The sequence below is a fragment of the Sphingobium sp. S6 genome (genome assembly GCF_905120495.1).
Taxonomy (GTDB): Bacteria; Pseudomonadota; Alphaproteobacteria; order Sphingomonadales; family Sphingomonadaceae; genus Sphingobium; species Sphingobium agri.
Window position 1 is genome coordinate 75,380 of sequence record NZ_CAJHOG010000006.1, and the last position, 24,328, is coordinate 99,707.

A 24,328-nucleotide genomic window follows, 5' to 3' on the forward strand; every position below is an offset into this window, starting at 1 on the left:
TGCTGAAACAGCGGGACCCCGGGTCAAGCCCGGGGTGACGGAAAGGAGCCTCTGCGATGCGTTCGTGTAAGACGATCACGCTCTGGAGGGAGCAGCCCGCGACGAAGCGCGGCCTGCTCCCCTTAAGCTATGTCAGAGTTCGACGACCGACAGGATGTGGCTGTCATAACCGGGCCACACATAGTCGAATTCGAGGATCAGCGTGTCGCCGATCTGACCGCTCGACAACAGGTCGGTTTCGACGAACAGTTGCAGGCCGTTGCGGCCATAGGCGTAACGGGTGACGTTGCCGAAGGCGGGGGACGCGTCCAGAAGCGCGTCGATCTGCTCATTGCCCTGGCGCGGACGGTTGACGGTGACCTTCAGGCGGCCCTTCAGGTCGGGATCATTTTCGTTCGCATCCATGAAGTCGAGCGTCATCTTCTCGATCGCTTCGAACGAGTCCACCAGCGTCCCGACGTGGAACGTATATTCAGGATCAGCCTCGACAGCAGCGCGCAGGGCCTTGACCGCCTCATGCTCCTTGTCCGTGCCATAGCCGAGCGCTTCGCGCGCAGCCTTGTTCACCGCCGCCTGCGCCGCGGGAAGAGCGGAAAGATACACGATGCCGTCGCCCCGGCTGCGGTTGCTGTCATGGACCACGAAGCGATAGAAATTGCCCTGGGGGAAAGGCAGCATCTGCGTTTCGACGAACCCTGCCAGCTTCAGCAGCTTGGCCGCTGCCGGGCCGTCTTCGCTATTGGGATAGAATAGGGCGACATGCCCCATCGACCGCATGTAATCCTGAGCATCTACTGCCAAAGTCGCCATGTTCATGCCTCCTGCTCCGGTCGCTTGGCGCAACCGCTATCCCGGTAAAATCAAAAGGACCGGGCCGTTATGATCAACGGCCCGACCATAGGCCAGCCTTTCCGGCGGCGCTGGATATTTCGACCTTATGCCGCCTGCGTGGAACTGCGCTTGTCGAGCGTGACGTGCATGCCGTTGGTGCGCTTGTGCAGGTCGGGGGTCTTGTCGCGGGGATTGTAGAACTGCTTGTACCAGGTGCGGACCTTGCCATAGGGGCCGTCATTGGGGATGACGAGCGGATTGAGGCAGGCCTTCTTGTTCTGCCAGATCTCGACGTCCTGGGCAAAGGCAAGGCGGCTGCCTTCCTGATATTCGAGCGCGGCTGCGCGCAACTCGTCGGTGACGGGCGCGGAGCCGTCATTCACCTGCACCATCAGGCCATGCCAGACGCGGATCTTGCCATCCTCGATCGGCGTGTGGGTGATGAGGATGAAGCTGTCGAACGTCCCTTCCATCTCCGACTGGAGGATCGAGGGGCCGGTATACCAGGTGTCGAGCGTCAGCACGTCCTCCGGATTCTGCACCAGCGTGCGGTGACCGGCGGCATAATATTGATGGACGATATGATCCTTGAACTCATTGGCGAAGTAGACGAAGTCCTTCGCGCCATGGATCGGGATGAAGTGGCCGAAGTCGGCCATGTTGTCCACGACCTCGATCGGGTGGATGTCGAGATCGCCCATGAAGTCGATCTTCCAGTTGACCCAGCCCGGCGCATCATAATGGCCGCCGAAATCGGGCAGGTCGAAATTGGGTTCGAGCGCTTCGGGATCGTGCCAGATCCAGATCGTGCCTGCGCGTTCCACCACCGGAAAGGTCTTGAGCTTGGCCGCCTTGGGCACGAAGTCGGAATAGGGAATGTTCTTGCACGCGCCGTCCGGGCCGAACTGCCAGCCATGGAAGGGGCAGCGGATCGAATCGCCCACCACCTGCTCGCCGTCGCGCACGATGTAGCTGGTCGTGTTCTTCGCCAGATGCGCGCCCATGTGCGGGCAATAAGCCTCCGTCACATAGACCTGCCCGCTCTCGCCACGGTACATCACCATGTCCTGGCCAAGATAGCGCATCGCCTTGGGGCTGCTCGTCGCCTCGGCGCTTTCACCCACCATGAACCAGCCACGTGGAAAGGTGAATTCTCCCAGACGATAGTCCGACGATGTCGCCATTGCTTGATCCTCTCACTCGCTACCTGGCGTAGCAGGACGGGCCGGTCGCCCATATGAACCATATGGCGATCAGCCCAGCCGATTTAACTGATGCCATATAATTTACGCAAAGCCGTTCGGCCGTGCAAGTTACTTATCGCCAATAAGCTTGAACCAGCCCTTAATGCTGCGCAATGAACAAGCCCATGCGCGTCCACGTCCGGGATTTGCGTGCACGCAAATCTCCGACGGGCGCCTGGTCATGCCAGGGCACGCGCGGCCAATATGGCTTCTCGCACATGCGCGAACAAGAGGTCGAGATCGGCGTCGCTGGCGATGGTGAGATCCAGCACGACGCCGCCCTTGGTTACGCGTGCCCGGCCTATGCGATCGCCGTCGGCCATGATCTCCATGTCGCTGCTTTCCCTGGGCCGCCGCGCCGCCGCCTGACGCAGCCGGGACAGGACCGTGGCGGACGCGAGCATCGACCCGTTACCGGCCGCGCGCGCCTGCTGCTCCTGCGCGATGATCCGCGCTTCGGCGATCAGGTCGGCCCTTTGCTCATGCCTGCGCAAGAGCGGCGTCAGCAGTTCGGAATAGCGGACCTTCAGCTCCTCCTTCGTGGCGAAGGCCTGGATCACCTCTTCGGGCAGTTGGGCAAGGGCAAGAAGGCGGCTGAGCTGGCTGTTCGACAGGCCCAGCGCCTCGGCCATGCGCGACTGGACACCGCCATAGAAGCGATCGACCGCCTGCTGATAGCTGCGCGCCCGGTCCAGTTCGCAAATATCGGCGCGTTCCCGATTTTCTATGTCGGCGAGACGGAAGGCTTCCTCGTCCGACAATTCGACGACCAGCGCGTTGAGGCGCAGTTCCGGACGGCCGTTATGGTTCAGCCAATCGATGGCGAAGCGCCGCCTGCTGCCGACCAGCAGCTGATAGGGTTGTTCCGACGCCTGCGGGTTCAGCCGCACGAGCACAGGGATGCGGTTGCCGCCTTCGGCCGCGATGGATTCTATCAGCGACCGGCAACTGTCGGGGTTGAGGCCCGGCTGATCCCGGGGGTTGCCGTCCCATACCACGCAGTCGGCGGGGCGGATGAGCATCGGTGCGCGGCTGTCTATCCTGTCCCCGGCAAAGCTGGTCAAGCGATCATCGAGGCGGCTGAGCGCTTCCAGTTCGGCGGCCGGGCGGGCTGCGCCATTGTCGCGGGACAGCGTCGCCATGATGTCGCGTATCAATCCCGCCATGCGGCCTTTCCTCCATTGCTGGCGATTGTCTAGCGGCGTTTCGGCTGCCTGGCTCATCAGACCGAATCCGAAATGGTGGAAGTGGCGCGCGTTGCGTGCACGCAAAGAAGACTCTGTGCCACGTGGCGCGCCGGTTTTTCGCTGAACTGGCGATGATGCAGGGCGCTGGTGAACGTGCTTAGCGACATGACGCGGTCGCCCTTCGTCCAGCCGCGCCGTGCGCTTGGGCGGCCGAGGTGCGAGCCCGTCACCCACTCCGCCCCTTCTTCAGCGGCGATATGGAGGTGCCATGGCGAGTCCACGCCATCGACGATCACGGTGGAACTCATGGTGCGGGCCAGGCCGAGAAGATGGCCGACGCGCAGCCGGTTGCGTTCCGATTCATAGGCGGTGCGCATGAAGGGGCTGTCCAGCTTCACGACATCGGGCGACAGGGCCATCAGCTGCCCGATGGAAGCTTGGCCGGAGCCGAAGCGGGCGACCGAAATCCGCACGCCAAGACCGCGCAAGGTCCGGACGAAGGCGAGCGCGTCGCGAAAACAGGCGATGCCGCTATTGTCGCCAATCTCGATCACCAAGCGGCGTGCAAGGCTGGGCTCCCGTCTCAAACGGTCGATCAGGTCCGTCCAGCCTGCACCCTGGCCATGCAGGTTGCTCGACAGGCTGTGCGGGGAGACGGCGACCGACAAGCAGGCAGCCGGGTCCGCCTCCAGTTCACGGATCACGTCGCGTACCAGCAAGCGATCGAGCAGATGGGGGAGGCCGAGGCGTTCGAGCGCCGCGTAGTTGGCGGCGCAATCCATCTGCTCGCCATTTTCGCCGACGCGGCGCAGCATCGCTTCATAATAGAGGATGGTGCTGCCATCGCGCGGGCGGGATACCGGGCGCCAGCTCAGGACGGCCTCCCCATCCTGCACCCAGCGCAGGAGTGCGGCCGCCTGCTCCATATCGCGCCGGTAGAGGGCGACGCCTTCCCCCCGGCGGACGACGATCTGCAATTGCCGCAATGTGGAGGCGGCGAGCCGGGCGCTCGCCTCCATTTCCTGTGCACGGCCCAGATGTTCGCCGACAAAGGCCTGCCCGGCCGACACCGAAAGCAATATGTCGCAACCATTGTACCGGAAGGGTTCGCCATCGATCGCTTCGCACAGCTTCTCAACCAGCCGCTCGACGGGCAGGCTCTGCATGAGCGGATAGCGCGCGGTCAGCATGATCCGGCTGCCGTCGGCGCTGCGCAGGCCGATGCGGCCCAGGTGCTGGCGGGCTCGATGGCAAAGATGATCGAGCGCGGCGCTTGCGGCATCCGGGCCATAGGCGGCTTCGATGGCATGAAAATTGTTGAGGCAGATGATGAGCAGATGCTCGGCCTGATGGAGCTTCATCAAGGGCGAATCCTTTCGCGGGACCAGCTTGCAAAGTGCCAGACAGGATAAGATGAGGAGGCGGCGGGCCTGCCGCCTCCTCACCCCCCTCCCCCGTGCCGGTGGGTGCGCGGGGGAGGCAAACGGTCAGCGGCCGAGCAGACCGCCGAGCAGGCCCGTTACCGGAGCGGCGGGGCCCTGACCGCCCGTGGACGGCGCGGCCACGCCGCCGAGCAGGCCTGTCACTGGCGCAAGCAGTGATCCGCCGCCCGTGCTGCCGCTGCCGGTGGGGAGTGCCGGGGCAAGGCCGTTGACGGCGTCGAGCACTGGCGAGACGACGCTGTCGACGGTCGAGGTGACGGTGGCGACGACCGGCGCGGCAGCGGTCACGACCTGATCGACCGTGGCGCCCGCTTCAGCGCCCAGCACGCCGCCGACGAGATTGCCGACCGGCGCAAGTCCGGCCTCCACCCCTGCGGCGGTGGTCGGCACTGCCACATCGACGATCGTCCCCTGCGTCAGGACTTCGGCGGTCAGCAGCTGCCCCTGCGCCGGAGCGGTCGCGGACGGCAGCAGATTGACGCCGACCAGCGTGTCACTGGTGGTCGGGCCGGGCACCGCCTGACCCCCGACATTTGCCCCGAGCAGGGGTCCGCCGAGCAGGCCGCCCGGCGTTCCGCCTGCTCCCCCCAACACGCCCGTCAGCCCGCCTGCGACCGTTTCGACCAGGCCGGTTACGGGAGCGAGCGCACCGCCATCGCCGACGAGCGCCCCCGTGACCGGCGCCAGCGCGCCGTTCACCGTGTCGAGCAACGGCGCCGTCACCTGAGTAGCGGCGGACGTGACCGTCGCCACCACCGGAGCAAGACCGTCGGTCACTTGAGTGACGGTGCCGCCCACCTGATCACCAAGCAGCGTTCCGGCAAGCGTGCCGACGGGCGCCAGCCCCTGCTGAACGCCGCCGACCGTGGTGGGCAGGGCCACGTCCACGACCGTACCATCGCCATTCAGCAGGCCGACCGTCGCGAGGTTGCCGGTGGCGTTCGGCTGATCGGTCAGCACATTCACGCCGACGAGAGATCCGGGGCCGGTGGGACCGGCGACCAGCTGGCCGCCCAGATTGACGCCGATCAGTGCGCCATCGCTGGTTCCGGTCGGGCCGCCGGGGCCAGTGGGGCCAGTTGGGCCGGTTGGGCCTCCGGGCCCTGAAGGACCGCCGGGACCTGTGGGGCCGTTAGGGCCGTTGGGGCCTGTCGGGCCGGTAGGGCCGCCCGGTCCGGTGGGTCCGTTCGGGCCGGATGGTCCATCTGGACCGCCGGGGCCGCCCGGGCCAGTGGGGCCATTCGGGCCAGCGGGACCGCCTGGTCCGCTCGGGCCACCAGGACCGATAGGACCATCAGGGCCACTTGGACCACTCGGACCACCTGGGCCGCTTGGACCAGTGGGCCCGCTGGGGCTGGTCGGACCCGACGGGCCGGAGGGCGTCTTGCCTCCTGCCGTACGGACGCTGAAGCCCACGCCATCGGAGCAGGCGCCGAGTAGGAAAAGCGGAATCGCCGTGGCGCAAAGCAGCAAACGCCGCCCTGACCGCGCTGGCCCAACCAAAGACATGCTAGAACCTCCCTGTTCAATGCGAACATCATCGCAAGGCCACAAGGCTAAGCACGGCATTCCCTTACGGCTTCTTCTAAAATCACCGATCTGGTGACATCGGGCTTTGGGTGGGGGGAGGTGCGAAGGAGCGGCCAGGGAAGCATGGGAAGGAATACGCAAAGGGCTTGCGATTGCGGTCTGTGCGTCGGGATCGGCTGATTAGGTTGGGGAAATTGGGGTTGGGCTGTGTTCTGATACGCAAGATGGCGAGGTCGGGGTGTTTTTGGGGTTTGTCCATTATGGTTCGATTTGTGTTCGGACTTGGGGCTAGAAATAATGGGCTTTTAGGGGACCTTCTCCCTCTCCCCTTTAGGGGAGAGGGTTGGGGAGAGGGGAGCGACGGCGGCTTGTTACGGTCCCCTCTCCCGCCTTCGCTGCGCTCGGCACCTTGGCCAGAGTCACGTGCCTCTGGCCGACCCCTGAAGGGGAGAGGGGATTTTCCGTCGACCGGGGTGCGTGGCGATACCAATCGGCACTAACGCCAGCGCGGACCCTCTACCCAAGTCACGAGGCTCCGGCGCAGCCCTGCCGTCACGGGCAGCACGCGATGTTGCAGGAAGGATGGAAAGATCAGCATGCTGCCGCGCGGGGCGAAGGTGGCGGCGGGTTGCGCCACGCAGAAGAATTCGAACGCTCCACCTTCATAATCTTCTGGATCGGACAGCTGCACCACCACCGACAATTTGCGGTCGAAGGGGCGGGAAGATTCCAGCCACACATCCTGATGCCAGTCATATTTGCCCTGCTGGGTGGCGTGATATTCGGTGAACTGCACTTCATAGGGAGCGACGATGTCGACACCGAAATTGGTGCGGTTGGATGCGCCGACAAATTGCATCAGCCGATCGACAATGTCCTTTTCCCGCAATGGATCGAACCAGCGGATGATGGAGGAGCGATAGGCGTGATCGCTGCGGCTGCTGTCCTCGAAACCCACAGTGGCGGATTGGTCGGCATAGAAGTCCGCCCGTTTGACGATGGCGTCGCACTCCGCGGCCGTCAGCGCGGACGGCCACACTTCCCACACATTGTTCATGTTTTCATCTTTCCTTTGCGTACACGCAAAAAGGGATCAGAAGGCGCGGCCGATCCCGAAGAAGACGCGCGCGCGGCGGGAATCCGCGCTGTCGATGCGCTTTACCGGCACAGCCATTTCCACGCTCGCCCGCCATTGATTGCCGATGCCGATCCGAACTCCGCCGCCAGCGGATGCGAGCGAGAAATTTTCGGCAGGAAGACGGTAAAAGGGCCGCGCGACCGCGTGCGCCACCGCGCCATCGGCATAGGCGAAAAGCGCCGTCTTCTGCAAAATCCCCGCGCGCACGGGCATCCAGCTTAGCTCGGCGGAACCCGCCACCGCCTTTTCAGCCGCGCGGATGCCGATCGGGAAGGCCATGCCCGCGCCGGTGCCGCCCAAAGAAAAGCGTTCGGTCGAGGGCAGCTGGTCGCGGGAATATTGCGCCCTCGCGTTGAGTTTGACGGCAACGCGCTTGGACAGACTGCGCACGGCGACGGCCTGCACATTGACCTTGGTGAAGATTTTTTCCGAAAAGCCAGTGAAGGCGCGTGCGCCCAACAGGCCGATGCCACGGCTGGCGACGGCGGACAGCGCCTGCCCCTGCGTCTGATCGGAATGCGACCAGGATGCGCCGAGCCGCACCGAGCGGGAACGGTAATCGCCAAAGCGGACGTCGAGGAAATAATTGCTGCTGTCGATCCCGTCGATCGAGGCATTGATGGTGAGATTCGTCTTGTTGGAGCGGACCAGCGCATGGCTGATCGTGACGCCTGCCAGCGTCGCTTCGCCTTCGATCGGCCGGTCGCGGACGCGGCTTTTCATATGGGCGATATTGGCCGACAGGGTGGTGCCGTTGCTGCCGATCGGGGTTACGTGGCTCAGCGAATAAAATTGATAGCGTTCGGGATAGAAGGGCATGTAGCCCGAGATGCGCGTGCTGTCCCCTTCGCGCAGAATGCCGTTGGCGGTCAGGGTCAACTGCGCCTGAACGCCCTCGATGACATTGTTGACCGCGCTGTTGTCGATCAGGACGCCGATTTCGAGCTGCTTGCGCTTGATGATGAGGTCGAGGATCAGGTCGCCCTCGCCCGCACCCTGGCGGACGCGTGCTTCGACGGTCTGGCCGGGAATGTCGCGCAGCAGTCCCAGGGCGCGTTCCAAGGTGGCTTTGCGCAGCGGCGCGTCGCGCTTCACCCGCCGCATCTGGGCTTCGATCAAGCGGACCGGCATGCTGGGGGACATGCCCGCCAGCCGATATTCCTTTACCCGCCCCTCGACGATCTTCACGATCAGTTGGCCGCCCGCGGGCACCTGTGCCGGGATGGACACGGAATAAAAGGCGATGCCGCTGCGCGCATAGGCGTCACCCACCGCCTTCGCCACGGCCTGAAGCGTTTCCCGGGTCAGCGGCCGCCCGATCAGGGGAGCGACTGCCTTGTCGAGATGCGGCACGGGGAGCGATGCGCCCATATAATGGACGCGTGTCAGCTTGATGCTGCTGGCCGGGCTGGCGGCGGGCGCAGCGGCAGGGGCAGGTGGGGCGAGCGTGACCGGAGGCGCGGGCGCGATGCTGGGCTGAACGCGATCCTGCCGATCCCGGTCGATCAGCGGAGCGGACGCGCCGTCCCCCACGCCGGCCATCTGCGCGGCGGCGGGAAAGCAGGCCGTGAGCAGCGTTGCCGCCGCCGCGATCGCCTTCAGCCCAGCCAAAGCCCCTTTGAAATCCATTCGCCCCACGCCGCCCTGCGCCGTGGATGACGGCACTTGTCAGGCGTCAGGCCTAGGGCAATGTCGTTGCGAATTGCTCCCAAACCATGACCGATTTGGTGCATTCTTGCCCATTCCAGACCGGTGCAAGCGTCAATTGCGACCGGATCGGCGCGATCATGGCGGCGTTCAGAGGGCGATCAGGGCGTAGGGGCGGTCGAAACGCTCCGACACGACAAATTGCGCGCAATTGTAAACCGGGACGCCGCGTGGGGTGCGCCCTTCGAACGCGCCGCGATGCGCGTGGCCGTGCACGGCGAAACGGACATTGTCGAAACGGTCGATCGCCTCCGCCAGCCGCGAAGAGCCGAGGAAAGGGAAGATTTCGGGGGGCTCTCCCTCCACCGTATCGACGACCGGCGCATAGTGGAGAACCGCCACGCAGCGGTCGGTCCGCAGCGAGCGCAGGGCATTTTCGAGCTTGCGCGCTTCGTTGATCGCTTCCTCGACAAAGGTCTTGATGCCCTTTTCCCCGAACGCGCCCAGTTCGCCACGGCCAAAGCCGCCGACAAAGCCTTTCACCCCGGCAAAGCCGACGCCCTTTATCTCCACCGCCTGGTCATCGAGCACGGTGACGCCCGCGCCGTGCAGGATGCGCGCGACTTCTTCGGGCTGGCCGCATTCATAATCGTGATTGCCGAGAACGGCGACGGTAGGGATGGTGCAGGCGCGCAGATCCTCGGCCAATATTTCCGCCTCGCGCGTCTTGCCGAAATTGGTGAGGTCGCCGCAGAGCGCCAATATGTCGGCCTTTTCCGAAATCTCCTCGAACATCGCGCGGTAGCGATGCTCTGACGTGTCGGTGACATGCAGGTCGCCGATCGCGGCGAGTGTCAGTCCTTCATGACGGGCGGGTTCATTTGTTGCGGTCATGGCTCTCCTCAAGGCCTTTGCCGACCACATCGGCGAAGCCCCATTCGGTGATGTCGATCAGATAGTCGCGCGGGGACAGAAGCCGCCCGCGGCATACGCGGATATTGGGCACCGGCAATTCCGCCCGCGTCTGCAAGCGGCCCAACAGTTCCTCGAACAGCCATAGCGGGATGCAATGCCGCTCAGTAGGATAGATGAAGCGGAAGTTGAGCAGATGGATCAGCAGCAATTCCCAGTGCAGCTCCATCGTGTCGAGCAGCCATTGCCAGTTGATCCGCTCATGCTGGCGCAGGATGACATGGACGACATCGGCGCCGTCATAGCGATAGCGGTCCTGAATGAAGATTTTCGACAGGATGAACTCGGTCGGCGGGGTGATGCGGACGGTGGTGCCATAAACTTCGGCATGATCTTCGGCGCGAAACCATTCCTCCGTCACCGGAACACTGGCGGAAGAGATATTGTAGATTACGTCGAAGAAGTTGTTGCCGCGCCAGACTTTGCCGATCCAGCGCTCATCCTCGAACTCGACTTCATGTCCCAGGTGCTTGAAATAGGAGAGGATGCGCGGAGCGTCGCCTGCCTTGCAAAAGACGTCGAGATCCTTTGTCGGCCGCACGATTCCGGTGTGGCAGCCCAAGGCATAGGTGCCCGAAAGCATGAAGGGGATGCCGGATTCCACCAGATGCTGGAGGCTTTCGGTGTAGAAGGCCACTGAATCGGGCGGGGGATCGAAGATCGCTGGGTCTGCTGTCATTTCAGGAAGGCAACGGGCGAAGGGGGCGAGTGTTCCGCGACAGGAGGCGGGATGATCCCGGTTAGCATTTGAAACAGTTCCCCTCCCGCAGGCGGAAGGGGTCAGGGGTGGGTGTGAGCCAAGCGAACTCCTGCCTAAGCCTTTAAAAGCGGCCTAGCGCTAGCCCACCCCCCGGCCCCCTCCCGCTTGCGGGAGAGGGAGTTATCCCTCCTCAAACCCCCGGCACCGCCAGCAGCCGCGCCTCGTCGCGCAGCCTTCCGGCCTGCGTGGGATTGGCCTTCCGCGCGGCCTGATAGGCCGCCTGTGCCTTTGCCGTTTCGCCCAGCGTCATGCGGCTGCGCATCAGCATGATCCAGCCATCGACATTGGCGGGATTGGCCTTGAGCTTGGCTTCCAGCCCCGACACCATGTTTTCGACCATCGCGTCCTGTTGCCCCTTGGGGAGTTGCGCGGCGGCCTGCATCTGCTCGCGGCTTGGCCCGGGGATCGCGGCCGTGGCGACTGATCCGATGGGCGGATGCGGCGCAGTGGGCTTTACCGCTGCCAGACGGTCCTTGACGTCGATGCCATTGATCTTGCCGACCTGCTCGATCGTCCGCCGCAAGTCCGCTTCCCACGGCGCGCCGGGCGGGGTGTCGGCAAGCAGTGCCAGCCAGTCGCGGATTGCGCCTTCATGATCCTTGGCAAGGTCCTTGCGGACAGCGAGGAAATAGCGGGCGCGCGGCTCCTTGGGATCGAGCTTCACCGCCTTGCCGAAGGCGTCCGCTGCTTCCCGTGGCATCGGGTCATGTTCGCTCGCCATCACCAGCGCTTCACCGAGCGATGACCAGAATGTCGCATTGTCCGGGGCCAGCTTCACCGCACGGCGATAAGCCCGCGCCGCGTCGGCATGGCGGCTGCTCTCGAAATAGGCCCAGCCGAGCATCTGCCAGCCTTCCGCATCGTTGGGATTGGCGCCAACGCGCTCCTGAAGACCACGGATGACGCTTTCCGGATCGGAGGGCTGCTGCCCGGCCGACGCGAAAGGTGCGGCTGCGGAGGCCGTCTCCGCCTTTTCCGGCCTGTCGCGCCAGACATTATAGCCGACCGACACGATCGCCAGCCCGGCCGCCCCGATCAGAGCCACTCGCCCCACGCTCAGCTTCGCCACTCAACCACCCCCGATAATCACCAACTGCTCTCTAGCGTGACGCAGCGGAATTGATAGAGTGCCCAAAGACTTGATCCGCGCATCATAAACCGGCAGGGGCATGGCCGGGGCTGCGGGTGATCTCGCAAGAGGGGGGACATAAGTGACTGACCGCGTGCGTATCGCGATCGTCGGGTCGGGACCGGCGGGGATGAGCGCGGCCGCGCGCGCGGCGCAGCTGGGTATCCCGCATCTTCTGATCGAAAAGACGGACCATCTGTCCGACACGATCTTCAAATATCAGAAGGGCAAGCATGTGATGGCGACGCCCAGCCAGCTCGTGCTGCGTTCCGATTTCGATTTCGACGCTGGCAAGCGCGAGGCGATACTGGGTCGCTGGAACGAGCAGGCCGCCGCGCAGGGTATCAACGTCGCCTATAATGCCGAGGTGAAGGCGATCACCGGCACCGGCGATCTGATCCCGGGCAGCGTGCAGAAGATCGTGGAGCGCAAGCGCGACGGCACGACCGACACGAAGGAAATCCAGCGCCTCGCCCCACCCTACCGGCTGACGCTGACGGACGGGCGCGAAATCATCGCCGATGCGGTGATCATGGCGATCGGCACCCAGGGCAATCCCAATTTGATGCGGGTTCCGGGCGCCGACCTGCCGCATGTGCAATATCAGCTGGACGATCCCGCCGATTATAATGACGAACATATTTTCGTCGTCGGCACCGGGGACGCGGGCATCGAAAACGCCATGGGCCTCGCCGCCGACGAAGCGCAGGGGAATGTCGTCACCATCCTCAACAGGGGAACGGAGTTCGCCAGCGCGAAGCCCGCCAACGTCAAGGCGCTGATGGCGGCCGCCGAAGCCGGACGCCTTTCGATCATGACGGAATCGACCACGGCGAAGATCGAGCCCGGCTTCATCACGCTCGACAGCCGCGACGGCGAAGTGAAGGTGCCATGCGACCGCATCATCGCCCGCATGGGCTCCGCCCCGCCGCGCGCGTTCGTGGAAAGCTGCGGCGTCGAATTTGCCAGCAGCGACCGCTTGGCTTTTCCCAAACTCTCGCCGGTGTTCGAAAGCACCGCGCCCGGCATCTTCGTCATCGGCGCTCTGGCGGGCTATCCGCTGATCAAGCACTGCATGAACCAGGGCTATGACGTTGTCGAATATATCAACGGCAATCGTGACCTGAAGCCTGCCGACGAACCCATTCTCGCCGCGAAATTCGCCGGGTTGCCGGAAAAGCGCTCGGTCGCGGAATGGCTGGAGTTTCTGCGCACCAACGTGTCCATCCTCGAAGGCTTGTCGCCGCTCCAGATGCGCGAGTTCATGCTGGACAGCGAAGTCCGCGCCTACCGCGCAGGCGAAGTGATCTTCGAAAAGCATGACCCCGGCTCATCGCTTTTCGGCATCGCGGGGGGTCAGGCGCTGGTGGAGGTCGCTCCCGGCACCAACGTGCCGATCGAGGCGGGATCAATCTTCGGCGAAGTCGGCCTGATTTCCGGCCGCCGCCGCGGTTCCACCGTGCGCGCGGGCACGGATTCGATCATGGTGGAGGTGTCACGGACGGCAGCGCTGAAGCTCATGTCCTCCAACCCGCCCGCCAAGCGCGCCATCACCCGCATCTCGACCGAGCGGCAGCTGCTCCAGATGTTCGGTGCTGGCCTGACACCCGCTGATCTCGCCGAAGTGCTCGACACGGCCGAAATCCAGACGGTGAAGGCGGGCGAGGCGATCCTGACCGAAGGCGACCTGGGCAACGACATCTATGTGATCCGCGTCGGCTCCATGATCGTGGAGAAGAAGATCGGCGGCAGACAAGTCTTCCTCTCCTACCTTCCCGCTGGGTCCTATGTCGGCGAAATGGCACTGATCGCGGGCGGGCCCCGCACCGCCACGGTCAAGGCCACGGTCAAGTCCGAAGTCATCAAGCTGAACGGCGACGCCTTCGCCCGGCTGATGGCCGCCAAGCCCGCACTGCTGGAGCGCGCCCGCAAGGACATGGCTGCGCGGCAGGACGTCAACGCCTTCATCGAAAGCCGTAAGGACAGCTTCTCCACTGTCGTCGACATGTATTCGGAGACGGCCAAATTCCTGGTCGATAACGGCATTGGCGAAGCGACCGACGTGCTGTTGCTCGACGAGCATCTGTGCGTGGGCTGCGACAATTGCGAAAAGGCGTGCGCCGACAGCCATGAGGGCCTGTCCCGCCTCGACCGGGAAGCCGGGCGCACCTACGCCCATCTCCATGTGCCGACGAGCTGCCGCCATTGCGAGCATCCGCATTGCATGGCCGATTGCCCGCCCAACGCCATCCATCGCGGCCCGGACGGCGAAGTCTTCATCGACGAGACCTGCATCGGCTGCGGCAATTGCCAGCGCAACTGCCCCTATGGCGTGATCCGCATGGACAGCGTGCCGCCCAAGAAGCCAGGCTTGCTCAGCTGGATGTTCTTCGGCGCCGGGCCCGGGCCCGGCGAGCCGTCGAAGAAATGGCGCTACAAACATGCCAAGCCCGGTGTCGAAAAGCCCAAGAAAGCGATCAAGTGCGACATGTGCTCCGGCATTGACGGCGGTCCCGCCTGCGTCCGCGCCTGCCCCACTGGCGCCGCCATTCGCGTGTCGCCAGAGGATTTTCTCACTGTCGCCCGCCTTGATGGGCAAGCGAACTGATGGCCACCCGCGCTTCCTCCCAACCGCGCCGCGCCAAGGGCGAAGTCCTGCATGACGGCTTCCTGCGCCACGCCAATTTCCGCTGGCTGAAGATCGCTGGCCTTCTCTGCCTGCTCGTCATCGCCAGCTATCTGATGATCGACATCACGCCGCGCCATAATGGCGGGAGCTGGTACGGCTACATGCTGGGGACGATTGGCGTCGGCCTGATCCTGTGGCTGACGCTGCTCGGCCTGCGCAAGAGGGCCATGACGCGCGGCCGCTGGTCGCTGAAGGCATGGACCAGCGCTCATGTTTATCTCGGCCTCAGCCTCATCGTCATCGGCACGCTGCACACCGGCTTTCAGCTGGGCTGGAACGTCCATACGCTGGCCTATGCCCTGATGATGCTGGTGATCCTGTCAGGCCTGTTCGGCATCATCGTCTATGCGACGCTCCCCACCGCCCTCAGCAACAACCGCGCGGAAATGACGCAGGTGCAGATGCTCGAAGCGATCCGCGCCATCGACCGGCAGCTGCACGATGCCGCGCAACCGCTGCCCCAGGCCCATGCCAGTCTGGTCCGCCTGTCGCTGGATGACGATCCGTTCGGCGGCAGCCTGATCGCGCGGCTTTCCGGCCGCTACCCGCGCTGCGCTACTGCCGCCGCGCAGGCGGCATTGCGCCATTGGACCGGCGATCATCCGGATACCGGCGAGGAGCCTTTGGAAAGGATCGACGCACTGCTCGAACGCAAGCAGGCGATGCTCGCGCGTCTCCGCCGACACCTACGGCTGAAGGCGTTGCTGGAGGTCTGGCTCTATGTCCATGTCCCGGCGACCTTCGCCCTGCTCGCCGCGCTGACCGCGCATATCGTCAGCGTCTTCTTCTACTGGTGAGCGCGCAGATGAGCTTCACAGTCCGCCAGATCAGCCTGACCGCAGACGGGCGCGAGATCGTCCGCAGCGCAACGCTCGACAAGCCGCAGCTCGTGCTCGGCCGCGCATCGACGAGCGACATCCACCTCCCCGACCTCGCGCTGGAGCCCGATCACGCGCGCATCGAACAGTTGGACGCCCGCACGATCCGAGTGCGCGCGACCGGCACGCTCGGCTTCGAGGTAGAGGGCCGCACTACCCGAAGCACCGACATCGACATCGGCAAAGGCGCGGAATTGCGCTTCGGCGGGCATCGCATCACTGTGTCACAGGAAGATGGCGCAACCGTCCTCACCATCCGCCGCGTCGATGCCGTTTCGGAAGCCTCAGAGGAAAAGGAGGAGGCTCGCGTCTTCTCCCTCGCGCGGCTTGCCCCGCCGAAGCGGCTGACCGCATGGGGCCTCGTCCTCGCCATCCTGATCGGCTTCCTCGCCGTTCCGATCTACAGCTATGCCACCCGGCCCGCCGACGACACGCGCAACATCTACAGCGTGAGGGGCGACAATATTAAGGGGGATGGGGCCTGGTCCTCCGGCCCGTTGAGCCAGGCGCACCACGCGCTGGAAGGCAAATGCGAGACCTGCCATCAAAAGGCGTTCGTTTCCGTCCGCGATTCCGCCTGTCAGACATGCCACACATCTGTGCATGACCATGCTCCGGCCGCCCGCATCGCCATGGCGCGCACGGAACCCGGCATCGGCGGCAAGTTCCTGAACCTCGTCGCCTCGACCTTCGGCAAACCCCCGGAGGGTGCCTGCGTCGATTGTCACCGCGAGCATGAAGGCGCTGGCCCCATGCAGCCGACGCCCCAGGCTTTCTGCACGGATTGCCATGGCAGTCTGAAGGATCGGCTGAAGGACACGAAGCTCGCCGATGCAGGGGATTTCGGGACCGCACATCCGCAATTCACGGCGCTGGTCCAATATAATCCCGGCAAGCAGCCGAGCTTCACCCGCGCCTCACTCGACGCCAAACCGATGGACGATAGCGGCCTCAAATTCCCGCACGACATTCACCTGTCGCAGACCGGCGGCGTCGCTCGCATGGCGCGCACGCTGGGCGGCTATGGCGATGCGCTCGCCTGCAAGGATTGCCATCGCCCCACCGCAGACGGCGTCCGCTTCCTGCCCGTGGACATGGAGCGCGATTGCCAATCCTGCCACAGCCTGGCCTTCGAAAAGATCGGGGGCACGGTGCGGACTCTGCGCCACGGGCAGCCCGATCAGGTGATCGCGGATCTGCGCGCCTATTACCGCTCGACCGCGCCCACCCAGCCGATCGGCTTGAGCGGCGTGGCTCGCCGCCGTCCCGGCGACTATGCACAGGGCCGTGTGTATCATGCCTATTTCGGCGCTCAGGCGGCGCGCCCCTCCCGCGCGGACGCTGCGATCCGCGCCGTCTTTTCAAAGGGCGGCGCCTGCTATGACTGCCATATCGTCACCCCGCCCGGCGCGAACGGCAGTACCAGCTGGAGCGTCACGCCGGTCAATCAGCCGATGCGCTATATGATGAACGGCTGGTTCGATCATAAAGCCCACAGCACCGAGACCTGCGAAAGCTGCCACGCCGCGGCGAAGAGCAACGACGCGCGCCAGCTGCTTCTGCCAGGCATCGACAGTTGCCGCACCTGCCATGGCGGGGAGAAGTCGCAAGCGCCCGTGCCATCGAGTTGCGCCATGTGCCACAGCTATCATGTCGGCGATGGCGCGCCATGGACGCCTGTCCGGGCCACAATCAAGGAAGATCGGGCCAAGAGGGAGAAGGACTAGCCATGCTGATCGCGCAGGTTACCGACATCCATCTGGGTTTCGACCGCGACAATCCGGGCGAATTCAATCGCCAGCGGCTTGACCAGGTGCTTCGTGCGCTCATCGACGGCCCCAACCGCCCCGACCTGCTGCTCGCCACCGGCGACCTTACCGAATATGGCGATGCCGACAGCTATCGCCGCCTGGCGGAAGCGTTCAGTCAGTGCCCCTTCCCCGTGTGGCCGGCGATGGGCAATCATGACGACCGCGCCAATTTCGCCCGGCATTTCCCGAATGTCCCGCAAGAAGAAGGCTTCGTCCATTATGTGGTGGCAAGCGAGGGCCGCCGCATCATCATTCTCGACACGCTCGAACCCGGCCGCCATGGTGGCGCTTTCTGCGAAGTCCGCGCTACCTGGCTGGCCGCCCGGCTCGACGAAGACGCACACACCCCCACCCTGATCGTCATGCACCACCCGCCGATTGAGGCAGGCATCGATTGGATGAACACCCATCCCGACGAGCCATGGGTGCAGCGCTTCGCCGCAACCATCGCGGGCCGCCCCAACATCGCCGCCATCCTCTGCGGGCATCTCCACCGCACCATCGCCGCGCCATGGCAGGGCACGACCGTCGCCATCTGCTCCTCGACCGCGCCGCAACTCGCGCTGGACCTGCGCCCCATGGACACCGGGCAGCCTGACGATCGCCCCATGATCGTCGCCGATGCTCCCGCCTATGCCCTCCACCTATGGACGGGCGCTGGCATCGTCACCCATTTCGAAACGGCTGGCGAACGCGCGACGCTGGCGAAGTTTGATGAAAAGATGCAGCCGCTAGTGCGGATCCTGATGGATGAGCGGCCCGCTTAAGGCGGGCTTATCCCTTCTTCTTGTCGATAAGTACCGCCTGCTGCCATTTACCGGGCGCCTTGTCGGTCCGATGGACGCAGCCCGCCCAGCAACAGGGCCGCTTCTTTCCTTCCAGCAATTCCTCGCGCGTCCGATCAATACGCCGCGCGCGCGTCTTTGCCTGTTTGGCGTCTTCGATCCAGCAGATGAACTCGTTGCGGCCCAGCGGCGTCAGCGCCTGCCACAATGCCAGCACCTCCGGCTCCGCCCGTAACGCCGCCTGCAAATCTTCACCTGCTTCATGCACAGTGCCGTGGAAAATGGCCTCGGTCATGAAATGCTCCGTGCAACCGTCCCACCAAGATCAGCGGAAAACGTCCCTCACCGCAACAATGGCGGCCGCCACGCCTTCATATCGACATCGTCGCTGACCTTGTAGGGTATGCCCTTCGAGGTCAGGAACAGCCGTTCCATTTCGCTGCGGGTGAAAGGCCGCGAGCCCAGCCGCCCGAACACCGCGATCTGTCCGCCGGTTTCGTCTACCGCACGGTCGCGGTCAAGGCCCTTGGATAGCGCGACGGCGGGCGTTGGTGTCCGTGCCCAGGCGATCAGTTCGGGCTTGGGCGCGGGGGAGAATCCGTAGAAATTGGGCTGGCTTGCCGGGCTGGTCAGCTGGATCACCTTCATGCCGTTCCGCCCGTCCGCGACATAGGCGAAGAGGGAGGCATTGGTGGTGGCGACGATCACATCCTCCACGTCCGTCATCTGCCCGCCGAAGGTCTCCTTGGCATAGACGCTCGGCCGGAGCGGATTGGTGATGTTGACGATGGCCAGCCCTTCGGCCTTCGCCGCGACATAGGCATAGGTGCGCGCCAGATAGATGCGGCGCGCGTCCTTCAGCGGCACGGTGGCAGATGGCACCGCCACGGGGTCCGTCAGCTTCGTCACGTCGAACAGCTTCAGTCCATCGGCATCCGTCACCCACAGGTAGCGGAACTGAATGGCGCTCGCGCGCGCATCCTTCATCGGCCGGACGGCAGCAAGGCGCGGATGCAGCGGATCGGCAAGGTCCACCACCACCAGCCCCGCATCCGCCGTGATATAGGCGATCTGCCCCGCCAGCTGGATATGCCGCGCCCCGTTCAGCACGCCATCGGGGTTCCAGGTGACGGCGCGTTTCAGGAAATTGTTGCGGAATTCGCCGTCGGCCATGGTCTCGATATTGACCATGATGAGCCCTTCGATGCTGTCGGTCACGGCCGCATAGCTGTAGATCGGAAGGAACGGCTGTTCCTGATTGATCTCGCGCAATTCCTTGGTGCTGCGCAGCGGGTTTATGGGTTGGTTCGTGGGCAGTGCCATGCAGGTCGCGTTCTTCGACGCCACGCCTGTATTATGGCCGAGCTTCGAGAAGGGGCCGCTGAGGATCGGTTCGGAAAAGCCCTTGTTGGCGATCGATGCGACGTCATAGACGCGGAAGCCGCCCTTGCCCTCCGCAACATACATATATTCGCCGCGCAATTGCAGGCACCCGACGCGATCGCGCGTGCCCTTCACGACATTGCGGAATTCCTCGACGGCTTGGCTCTCGCCGGAAGCCTTCTTGTCGAAGAACTTGCCGCGAACCCAGTTCTTCAGCTCGCGCCCATTCTGCTCGACATGCAGCTTCCAATAATCGGGATAGGCATATTTCTGAAGATAACTGCCGATCACCGCCTGCGGCTCATCCCATTCGGTGACGCGGATCGCTTCGAACCCGCCTTCCAGACCCGTCCAGGCATTGAGGCCAACGAAGTTCACGAAGTTCGTGCCCAGCAACAACAGCTGCGACATGATCGCGTTGTTGTCGTCCTTCGCCGACAGGTGGCAGTCGGAACAGGTCTTCGTCTCCGTCTTGCGCACCGTGTGGGGGAAATGCGGGGCGAAGGCCTGGCTTGAAAAGCCGATGCCGGACACGGGCGGCTGCTGGATATAGATGCGTTCGCGGTTGATGTTGGTCGATGACAGCACCAGCGCGGATGTCGAACGCACCGGCGCGGTCGCATTCCCCTTGGTCGTCATATGCTTGCCAAGCTGGAACATCTCGTCGCGCGCCACTTGGGGATTATAGGTGGCGAAGTTGCGCGTCTCCTCCCCATCATAATGGTGGAGCGAGGTCTTCCAGTTCGCCTCGATCGGCAAGTGGCAGCCGCCGCAACTGGTGGTCCAGCTCAAGTGACAGGTGAAGCAGGCCATGGAGTCATCGCCATGCGCCCGGTCCGCCTTCGCCACGCCCGGGCCGAAGGCGAAGCTGCCATCTTCCGCGCCCGATCGGCTCATCAGCTTGGCGCGCGCCGCCTTGGCATTGAAATGCGGATTGGTGGAATCGACGCTGTCCTTCACCAGCGACACTTCCCATTCCAGGGCAGGATCGACGATCGACCGCTGGATCAACTTGCGCCGCCCGCTCGCGTCATAATACCATTCGAACCGGCGCTTGCCGTCCGGATTGCGCAGCAGCGCCAGGTTGGTGCCCTTGGGCGGCGCGGCCGGTCCGGATGTCAGCAGCGTCGGATAGGCGTCGGCGGTGCCGTGGCAATCCTTGCAGCCGATCTCGATCGCGTTCGCAACCTCGCCATAGATGAAGCCATTGCCATGGCTGTCCTGCGCGAAATGGCAGTCGGCGCATTGCAGGCCCTTTTCGGCATGGATGTCCATGAGGTGGACCGACTTGCCCGGATTGACGCCGGGCTGGACGAACTTGCCCTCGCCTTTCTTCCGCCACTTTTCCGGATCGTCGTTCGGCACGATCTTTCCGTCGGCGTCGAGCAGATTACCCTCCCGATCGCGCTTGAAGACGCCACGGAAGTTCCAGCCATGGCCGTGATAATCGGCGAACTGCGTATCCTTCGCCTTGTCATTGAGGTCATAGACGTTGCGCAGGAAGTCGAGGTCCGACCATTTGCCGCGCGGGCCCGCGCCTTCGGGATTGCGCTCCAGCGTCTGGTGCGTTTCGGCAGCCGTCGGGTATTTCTGCTGTTCCGGCCACATCAGGCCTGCGTCGGACTCATAGTCCCACATGGTGTAGCCGAGATAGCTATTCAGGAAGATATTGGGCTGGTGCATGTGGCAGTTCATGCACTGCGCGGTCGGGATGGCGCGGGTGAAGGTGTGGCGGATCGGGTGTCCGCTTTCCTTGACCGCCGCGACGGGGTGGTCGGGCGCCTCTTCGCCGTGCGCGCCTTTTAGTGCACCGTGTCCGCCCTTTTGATGCCCGGCGTCCTCGGCATGCGCTATTTTGTTCGCGATCGTCGGATCGATGGTCGCCGTCTGCCCGTCGCGGCCATATTGCGCGTAGATCAGGCTGTGACGCGGTTCCCGGTCGTTGGCATAGACGACATGGCATCCCGAGCAGCCCGAATGGCGATAGTCGCCGGGCTGATCATTGGTCCCCATGAACCACATATAGGGGTCGTTGAGGCGCGTCTTGTGCAGGTTGAGCACGGGGATCGCCACTCGCAGGCCGGTGCCCGGCCCACGGCTCGACTGCTTGAGGTCCGGCCGCCCCGGCTCCTCCAGCCGCTGGATGGAGCCGGTCGGGTTGGGCAGGCCGATTTCAGGGAATTGCGTCGCAATGTTACGCCCGCCGCGCTCGAACACGCGGAACACGTCGCCAGGCGGCGTCACTTGCCAGTTGGGCAGCGGATAGAGTTCGGCCAGTGCGCCGCGCGCTTTCTGCTCGGCCGTCAGCGTGCCAGGAGGGGAGCCCGGCGATATGATCTTCGCGGGCTTTCCATCCTTGGTATAAGCCTCGCCGAAGATGTAATTCTTGTACGGCACGATGCCATTGTTATAGGCCGCGCCGCCCCACAGCATCGCGCCGGATGCCATCAGCGAACGCTCTGCCGCCTCGATCGTCTGCATGTGGCACGACCCGCAAGCCTCGCGCGCCACGCGATAGTCGCTGGGATTGACGAAGCGCACGAACTCCGGCGCTTCCCGGTTCAGCAGCGTGTAAGTCCGCTTGGGATTCGCCGAGGATGGATAGTGCCAGCTGCCCGGATAGCGCGGCAGAACATGCGCCTTGTCCCGCGCCGCGACATAGGCGGGATCGTCGAAGCCATGGGCAGGATCGCCGCGCACCGTCGCATCGCCGCCATGGCAATCGACGCAGCCCAGCATCACCGCTGGGGTGGCATGCATCGAGGGTTCGTCCGTCTTGGTATGGCAGCTGTAGCAGCCTTCCGATTTGGCCGCGACCTGATCGGCTGTCTGGCTTATCGGCGCGGGGGGCGTCCTGGGATAGACCCGTTCGACCGGCTTTTCCGCGTCGGACGCGTGGAGGATTGCCACGGGAATAAGTAGGGCAGCCAGCAACAAGAGCCCTATCGATGCCATGTTCCACCGTGCTCCTGCGAAGGCAGGAGCCCAGCTGAAACGCTGGAGCTGGGTTCCTGCCTTCGCAGGAACACGAGGCGCCAAAAGGAGAGAAACCAACCCGCCCATCAATAACTCAGGATCAGGTTGCCGAGCACCGAATAATAGTTCCGGTTGCGCTCGCTATTGGTGAAAAGGTCGCGAAAGCCCGCGCCCGGCAGCAGGGTCGCGCCCGACAGGCGGAATACGATGTTCTGCGTCGCGTGCGGTCGCCAAATCGCGGCGGTGGACAGGTCCCAGCCGATCGACTTGGGAATGCTCCCTTCGTTGCGCAATGCCCGTAGAGTCGCCGTATTCTGGAACCACAGATGGTTGGCGTTGGCTGACAGCCGCAGTTCAGGCAGAACATCAAAATCCGCGCCCGCGCCCAGCAGCATCGTGCCGGGATTGTTGAAGTTCGACTGGCCCTGCTCCTTCGAGGATCGCAGCGAATTCAATATGCCGTTGCGCCCGTTGATGCCGATGGCCCGCCCGCCACCGGCGAAAGGGATTGTCTGCCTGATCCAATAGCTGGTGTCCGCGCCAGCAAAGATGGGGTTCTCGAAAATCGCGTCGAAGCCGTTTTCGCGATCGTCATAAGGATCGCCATCTCCGCTGGCATAGAGCCCCGACAGACGGAAGCGCATCCAGTCCTTGTCGATGCTCGCCTCGGCAGCGGCGAAAAAGGCCCTGATCTGCGCAGGCTCAGACGTGAAGAAGCTGTTTCGATCCTCTCCCAAGGCCCCGTACACCGAAGCCGTCAGGTTGATCCGCCCGATCCGCCCGTCAGCGTTGTAACCCAGATAGACGACATCATAATCCCGGCCGCGTAGATCGCCCAGCAGGGCGGGCCGCACCGGAAAGCCATTGTCATCAACCTCGATCCGCCCCGCCTCGCGGTTCATATTGTAAACGGCGGTGATCTGGCTGGTGAGGCCGGGGATCAGGAAATCCTGTCGATAGAGGTTCGCCAGGAACACCCAATCGCGCCGTGGGGACTGCACCACGCTGTTGAGGCCGCTGTTCGTGTCCTTTTCCAACCGCCAGAAGGCAGCGACGTTGAACTGGAAGCGGTTATTGTCGCGATTGCCGAACAGCCGGATGCCAAGCTGCTGGTCGTTGAACAGGAAGCCGCGAAAGTCCGACTGAAAGGGCTGGATGCCCACTCGGATCGAGCGGAAGTCGTAACGATCCGATGTGTTCGCCAGGTGATAATCGACGAACAGCTCCTGCACGCCCAGGAAATGGTCGGTGCGGTGCGACGGCCTGGACGGCTCGACGAACAACACCCGCCGTTCGGGCACATTCACATGGTTGATGTTGTAGGCCAGCGTCAGCCGATATTCGATCTCCGGCGGCTTGAAGGCGGTCGAGCCCTTGATCAGCGCGACGCCGCCGATGAAGGTCTGGCTCAACACATAGCTTGAGTCCTTGCCGAACACATCGATGCTGCCGGGCCGCTCGGTCGTCTGCACGCCGACGGGAATGGGGAAGGTACGCGGCTCTACCACCGTGTCGCTCACCGCATTGGCGACGAAGAACCAGTCATCGCCCTTGATCGGCAGCCACTTCACCTTTTCACGGTTGATCGGCCGGTCGCCCTTCAACGTATTCTGTCCGTAGGGATCGAACCAGCGTTCCTTGACCACGCCGAGAGATTCGATCAGCCGCCAGCGATCAGGGATCGGCACCTGATCGACGGGGAAAGCCTCGGGTGGCGGCGCGCGCACTGCGCCCGGATTGTCCTGCGTCACCGCCTCGGGCAGCGGGGCTTCATAGCCCGGCCTGCGGCGGCCTTCTATCGACTGATCGTCCGCGCCAACTTCCGGCGCATTCAATATCTCTTCCCAATTGTCGGGCGGCGGCGGGGGCACGGGCTCGCCCGGCTGCGCCAGCGCGAAGAGCGGCAGGAAGGCGGCAAGCCCCATC

Annotated in this window: 17 protein-coding genes; 4 read left to right on the plus strand and 13 right to left on the minus strand. The window is 64.0% G+C overall.

All coding sequences use genetic code 11. The features are described 5' to 3' along the window. Positions 1-132 precede the first annotated feature (132 nt). From SPHS8_RS15565 to SPHS8_RS15615, 10 genes are all read right to left on the minus strand, one after another. Positions 133-810 (minus strand): hypothetical protein, encoded by a 678-nt coding sequence (locus SPHS8_RS15565; RefSeq protein ID WP_236575201.1) that lies wholly within the window; start codon positions 808-810, stop codon positions 133-135. A 125-nt stretch (positions 811-935) separates the two neighbouring features. Beyond that, on the minus strand, positions 936-2,015 hold the full coding sequence (locus tag SPHS8_RS15570; RefSeq protein ID WP_201516315.1) for a Rieske 2Fe-2S domain-containing protein: 1,080 nt from the start codon (positions 2,013-2,015) through the stop codon (positions 936-938). A gap of 239 nt (positions 2,016-2,254) precedes the next feature. Beyond that, the gene (locus SPHS8_RS15575; protein WP_236575202.1) at positions 2,255-3,298 is read right to left on the minus strand and encodes a ParB/RepB/Spo0J family partition protein; all 1,044 of its coding nucleotides are present in this window, start codon (positions 3,296-3,298) and stop codon (positions 2,255-2,257) included. Then, on the minus strand, positions 3,298-4,623 hold the full coding sequence (locus SPHS8_RS15580) for a bifunctional diguanylate cyclase/phosphodiesterase (protein ID WP_236575211.1): 1,326 nt from the start codon (positions 4,621-4,623) through the stop codon (positions 3,298-3,300). Before SPHS8_RS15580 ends, SPHS8_RS15575 begins: the two co-directional genes overlap by 1 nt. A gap of 126 nt (positions 4,624-4,749) precedes the next feature. Continuing rightward, complete coding sequence (locus tag SPHS8_RS20485; protein ID WP_236575203.1) at positions 4,750-6,213, minus strand: hypothetical protein; 1,464 nt, start codon at positions 6,211-6,213, stop codon at positions 4,750-4,752. Positions 6,214-6,730: 517 nt separating this feature from the next. Continuing rightward, positions 6,731-7,291, minus strand: coding sequence for a 2OG-Fe(II) oxygenase (locus SPHS8_RS15595; protein WP_201516346.1), 561 nt, complete (start codon positions 7,289-7,291; stop codon positions 6,731-6,733). Positions 7,292-7,327: 36 nt separating this feature from the next. Beyond that, a complete protein-coding gene (locus SPHS8_RS15600) occupies positions 7,328-9,037 on the minus strand; it encodes a ShlB/FhaC/HecB family hemolysin secretion/activation protein (RefSeq protein ID WP_236575204.1) in 1,710 nt (569 codons plus the stop codon). Positions 9,038-9,169: 132 nt separating this feature from the next. Continuing rightward, positions 9,170-9,913: a metallophosphoesterase family protein gene (locus SPHS8_RS15605; protein WP_201516348.1), complete on the minus strand. Its 744-nt coding sequence runs from the start codon at positions 9,911-9,913 to the stop codon at positions 9,170-9,172. After that, positions 9,897-10,670, minus strand: coding sequence for a hypothetical protein (locus SPHS8_RS15610; protein WP_097093006.1), 774 nt, complete (start codon positions 10,668-10,670; stop codon positions 9,897-9,899). Before SPHS8_RS15610 ends, SPHS8_RS15605 begins: the two co-directional genes overlap by 17 nt. Positions 10,671-10,881: 211 nt before the next feature. Beyond that, entirely contained in the window at positions 10,882-11,820 is a 939-nt protein-coding gene (locus SPHS8_RS15615) for a tetratricopeptide repeat protein (RefSeq protein WP_443018592.1), read from the minus strand. A gap of 190 nt (positions 11,821-12,010) precedes the next feature. Here SPHS8_RS15615 and SPHS8_RS15620 point away from each other — a divergent pair, with 190 nt between their 5' ends. From SPHS8_RS15620 to SPHS8_RS15635, 4 genes are read left to right on the plus strand one after another with little or no spacing between them, the layout of a single operon-like run. Continuing rightward, the gene (locus SPHS8_RS15620; protein WP_236575212.1) at positions 12,011-14,488 is read left to right on the plus strand and encodes a cyclic nucleotide-binding domain-containing protein; all 2,478 of its coding nucleotides are present in this window, start codon (positions 12,011-12,013) and stop codon (positions 14,486-14,488) included. Next, entirely contained in the window at positions 14,488-15,366 is an 879-nt protein-coding gene (locus SPHS8_RS15625) for a hypothetical protein (RefSeq protein WP_201516349.1), read from the plus strand. Before SPHS8_RS15620 ends, SPHS8_RS15625 begins: the two co-directional genes overlap by 1 nt. An 8-nt stretch (positions 15,367-15,374) precedes the next feature. Continuing rightward, the gene (locus SPHS8_RS15630; RefSeq protein ID WP_201516350.1) at positions 15,375-17,174 is read left to right on the plus strand and encodes a cytochrome c3 family protein; all 1,800 of its coding nucleotides are present in this window, start codon (positions 15,375-15,377) and stop codon (positions 17,172-17,174) included. A gap of 2 nt (positions 17,175-17,176) precedes the next feature. Next, positions 17,177-18,025 (plus strand): metallophosphoesterase, encoded by an 849-nt coding sequence (locus SPHS8_RS15635; RefSeq protein ID WP_201516351.1) that lies wholly within the window; start codon positions 17,177-17,179, stop codon positions 18,023-18,025. Positions 18,026-18,032: 7 nt separating this feature from the next. On the opposite strand, the gene SPHS8_RS15640 is transcribed toward SPHS8_RS15635, so the two are convergent. The 3 genes from SPHS8_RS15640 to SPHS8_RS15650 form a co-directional block, all read right to left on the minus strand. Beyond that, positions 18,033-18,338 (minus strand): YdeI/OmpD-associated family protein, encoded by a 306-nt coding sequence (locus tag SPHS8_RS15640; protein WP_201516352.1) that lies wholly within the window; start codon positions 18,336-18,338, stop codon positions 18,033-18,035. Positions 18,339-18,385: 47 nt separating this feature from the next. Beyond that, on the minus strand, positions 18,386-22,381 hold the full coding sequence (locus tag SPHS8_RS15645) for an LVIVD repeat-containing protein (RefSeq protein ID WP_201516353.1): 3,996 nt from the start codon (positions 22,379-22,381) through the stop codon (positions 18,386-18,388). Between the two features lie 107 nt (positions 22,382-22,488). Next, entirely contained in the window at positions 22,489-24,327 is a 1,839-nt protein-coding gene (locus tag SPHS8_RS15650) for a hypothetical protein (protein WP_201516354.1), read from the minus strand. Between the last annotated feature and the right edge of the window lies 1 nt (position 24,328).

Coding starts and splice junctions, on each gene's coding strand:
- SPHS8_RS15625 (WP_201516349.1), top strand. CDS start 14,488: ATGGCCACCCGCGCTTCCTCCCAACCGCGCCGCGCCAAGGGCGAAGTC.
- SPHS8_RS15645 (WP_201516353.1), bottom strand. CDS start 22,381: ATGGCATCGATAGGGCTCTTGTTGCTGGCTGCCCTACTTATTCCCGTG.
- SPHS8_RS15610 (WP_097093006.1), bottom strand. CDS start 10,670: ATGACAGCAGACCCAGCGATCTTCGATCCCCCGCCCGATTCAGTGGCC.
- SPHS8_RS15620 (WP_236575212.1), top strand. CDS start 12,011: ATGAGCGCGGCCGCGCGCGCGGCGCAGCTGGGTATCCCGCATCTTCTG.
- SPHS8_RS15595 (WP_201516346.1), bottom strand. CDS start 7,291: ATGAACAATGTGTGGGAAGTGTGGCCGTCCGCGCTGACGGCCGCGGAG.
- SPHS8_RS15570 (WP_201516315.1), bottom strand. CDS start 2,015: ATGGCGACATCGTCGGACTATCGTCTGGGAGAATTCACCTTTCCACGT.
- SPHS8_RS15630 (WP_201516350.1), top strand. CDS start 15,375: ATGAGCTTCACAGTCCGCCAGATCAGCCTGACCGCAGACGGGCGCGAG.
- SPHS8_RS15565 (WP_236575201.1), bottom strand. CDS start 810: ATGGCGACTTTGGCAGTAGATGCTCAGGATTACATGCGGTCGATGGGG.
- SPHS8_RS15640 (WP_201516352.1), bottom strand. CDS start 18,338: ATGACCGAGGCCATTTTCCACGGCACTGTGCATGAAGCAGGTGAAGAT.
- SPHS8_RS15605 (WP_201516348.1), bottom strand. CDS start 9,913: ATGACCGCAACAAATGAACCCGCCCGTCATGAAGGACTGACACTCGCC.
- SPHS8_RS20485 (WP_236575203.1), bottom strand. CDS start 6,213: ATGTCTTTGGTTGGGCCAGCGCGGTCAGGGCGGCGTTTGCTGCTTTGC.
- SPHS8_RS15580 (WP_236575211.1), bottom strand. CDS start 4,623: ATGAAGCTCCATCAGGCCGAGCATCTGCTCATCATCTGCCTCAACAAT.
- SPHS8_RS15650 (WP_201516354.1), bottom strand. CDS start 24,327: ATGGGGCTTGCCGCCTTCCTGCCGCTCTTCGCGCTGGCGCAGCCGGGC.
- SPHS8_RS15575 (WP_236575202.1), bottom strand. CDS start 3,298: ATGAGCCAGGCAGCCGAAACGCCGCTAGACAATCGCCAGCAATGGAGG.
- SPHS8_RS15635 (WP_201516351.1), top strand. CDS start 17,177: ATGCTGATCGCGCAGGTTACCGACATCCATCTGGGTTTCGACCGCGAC.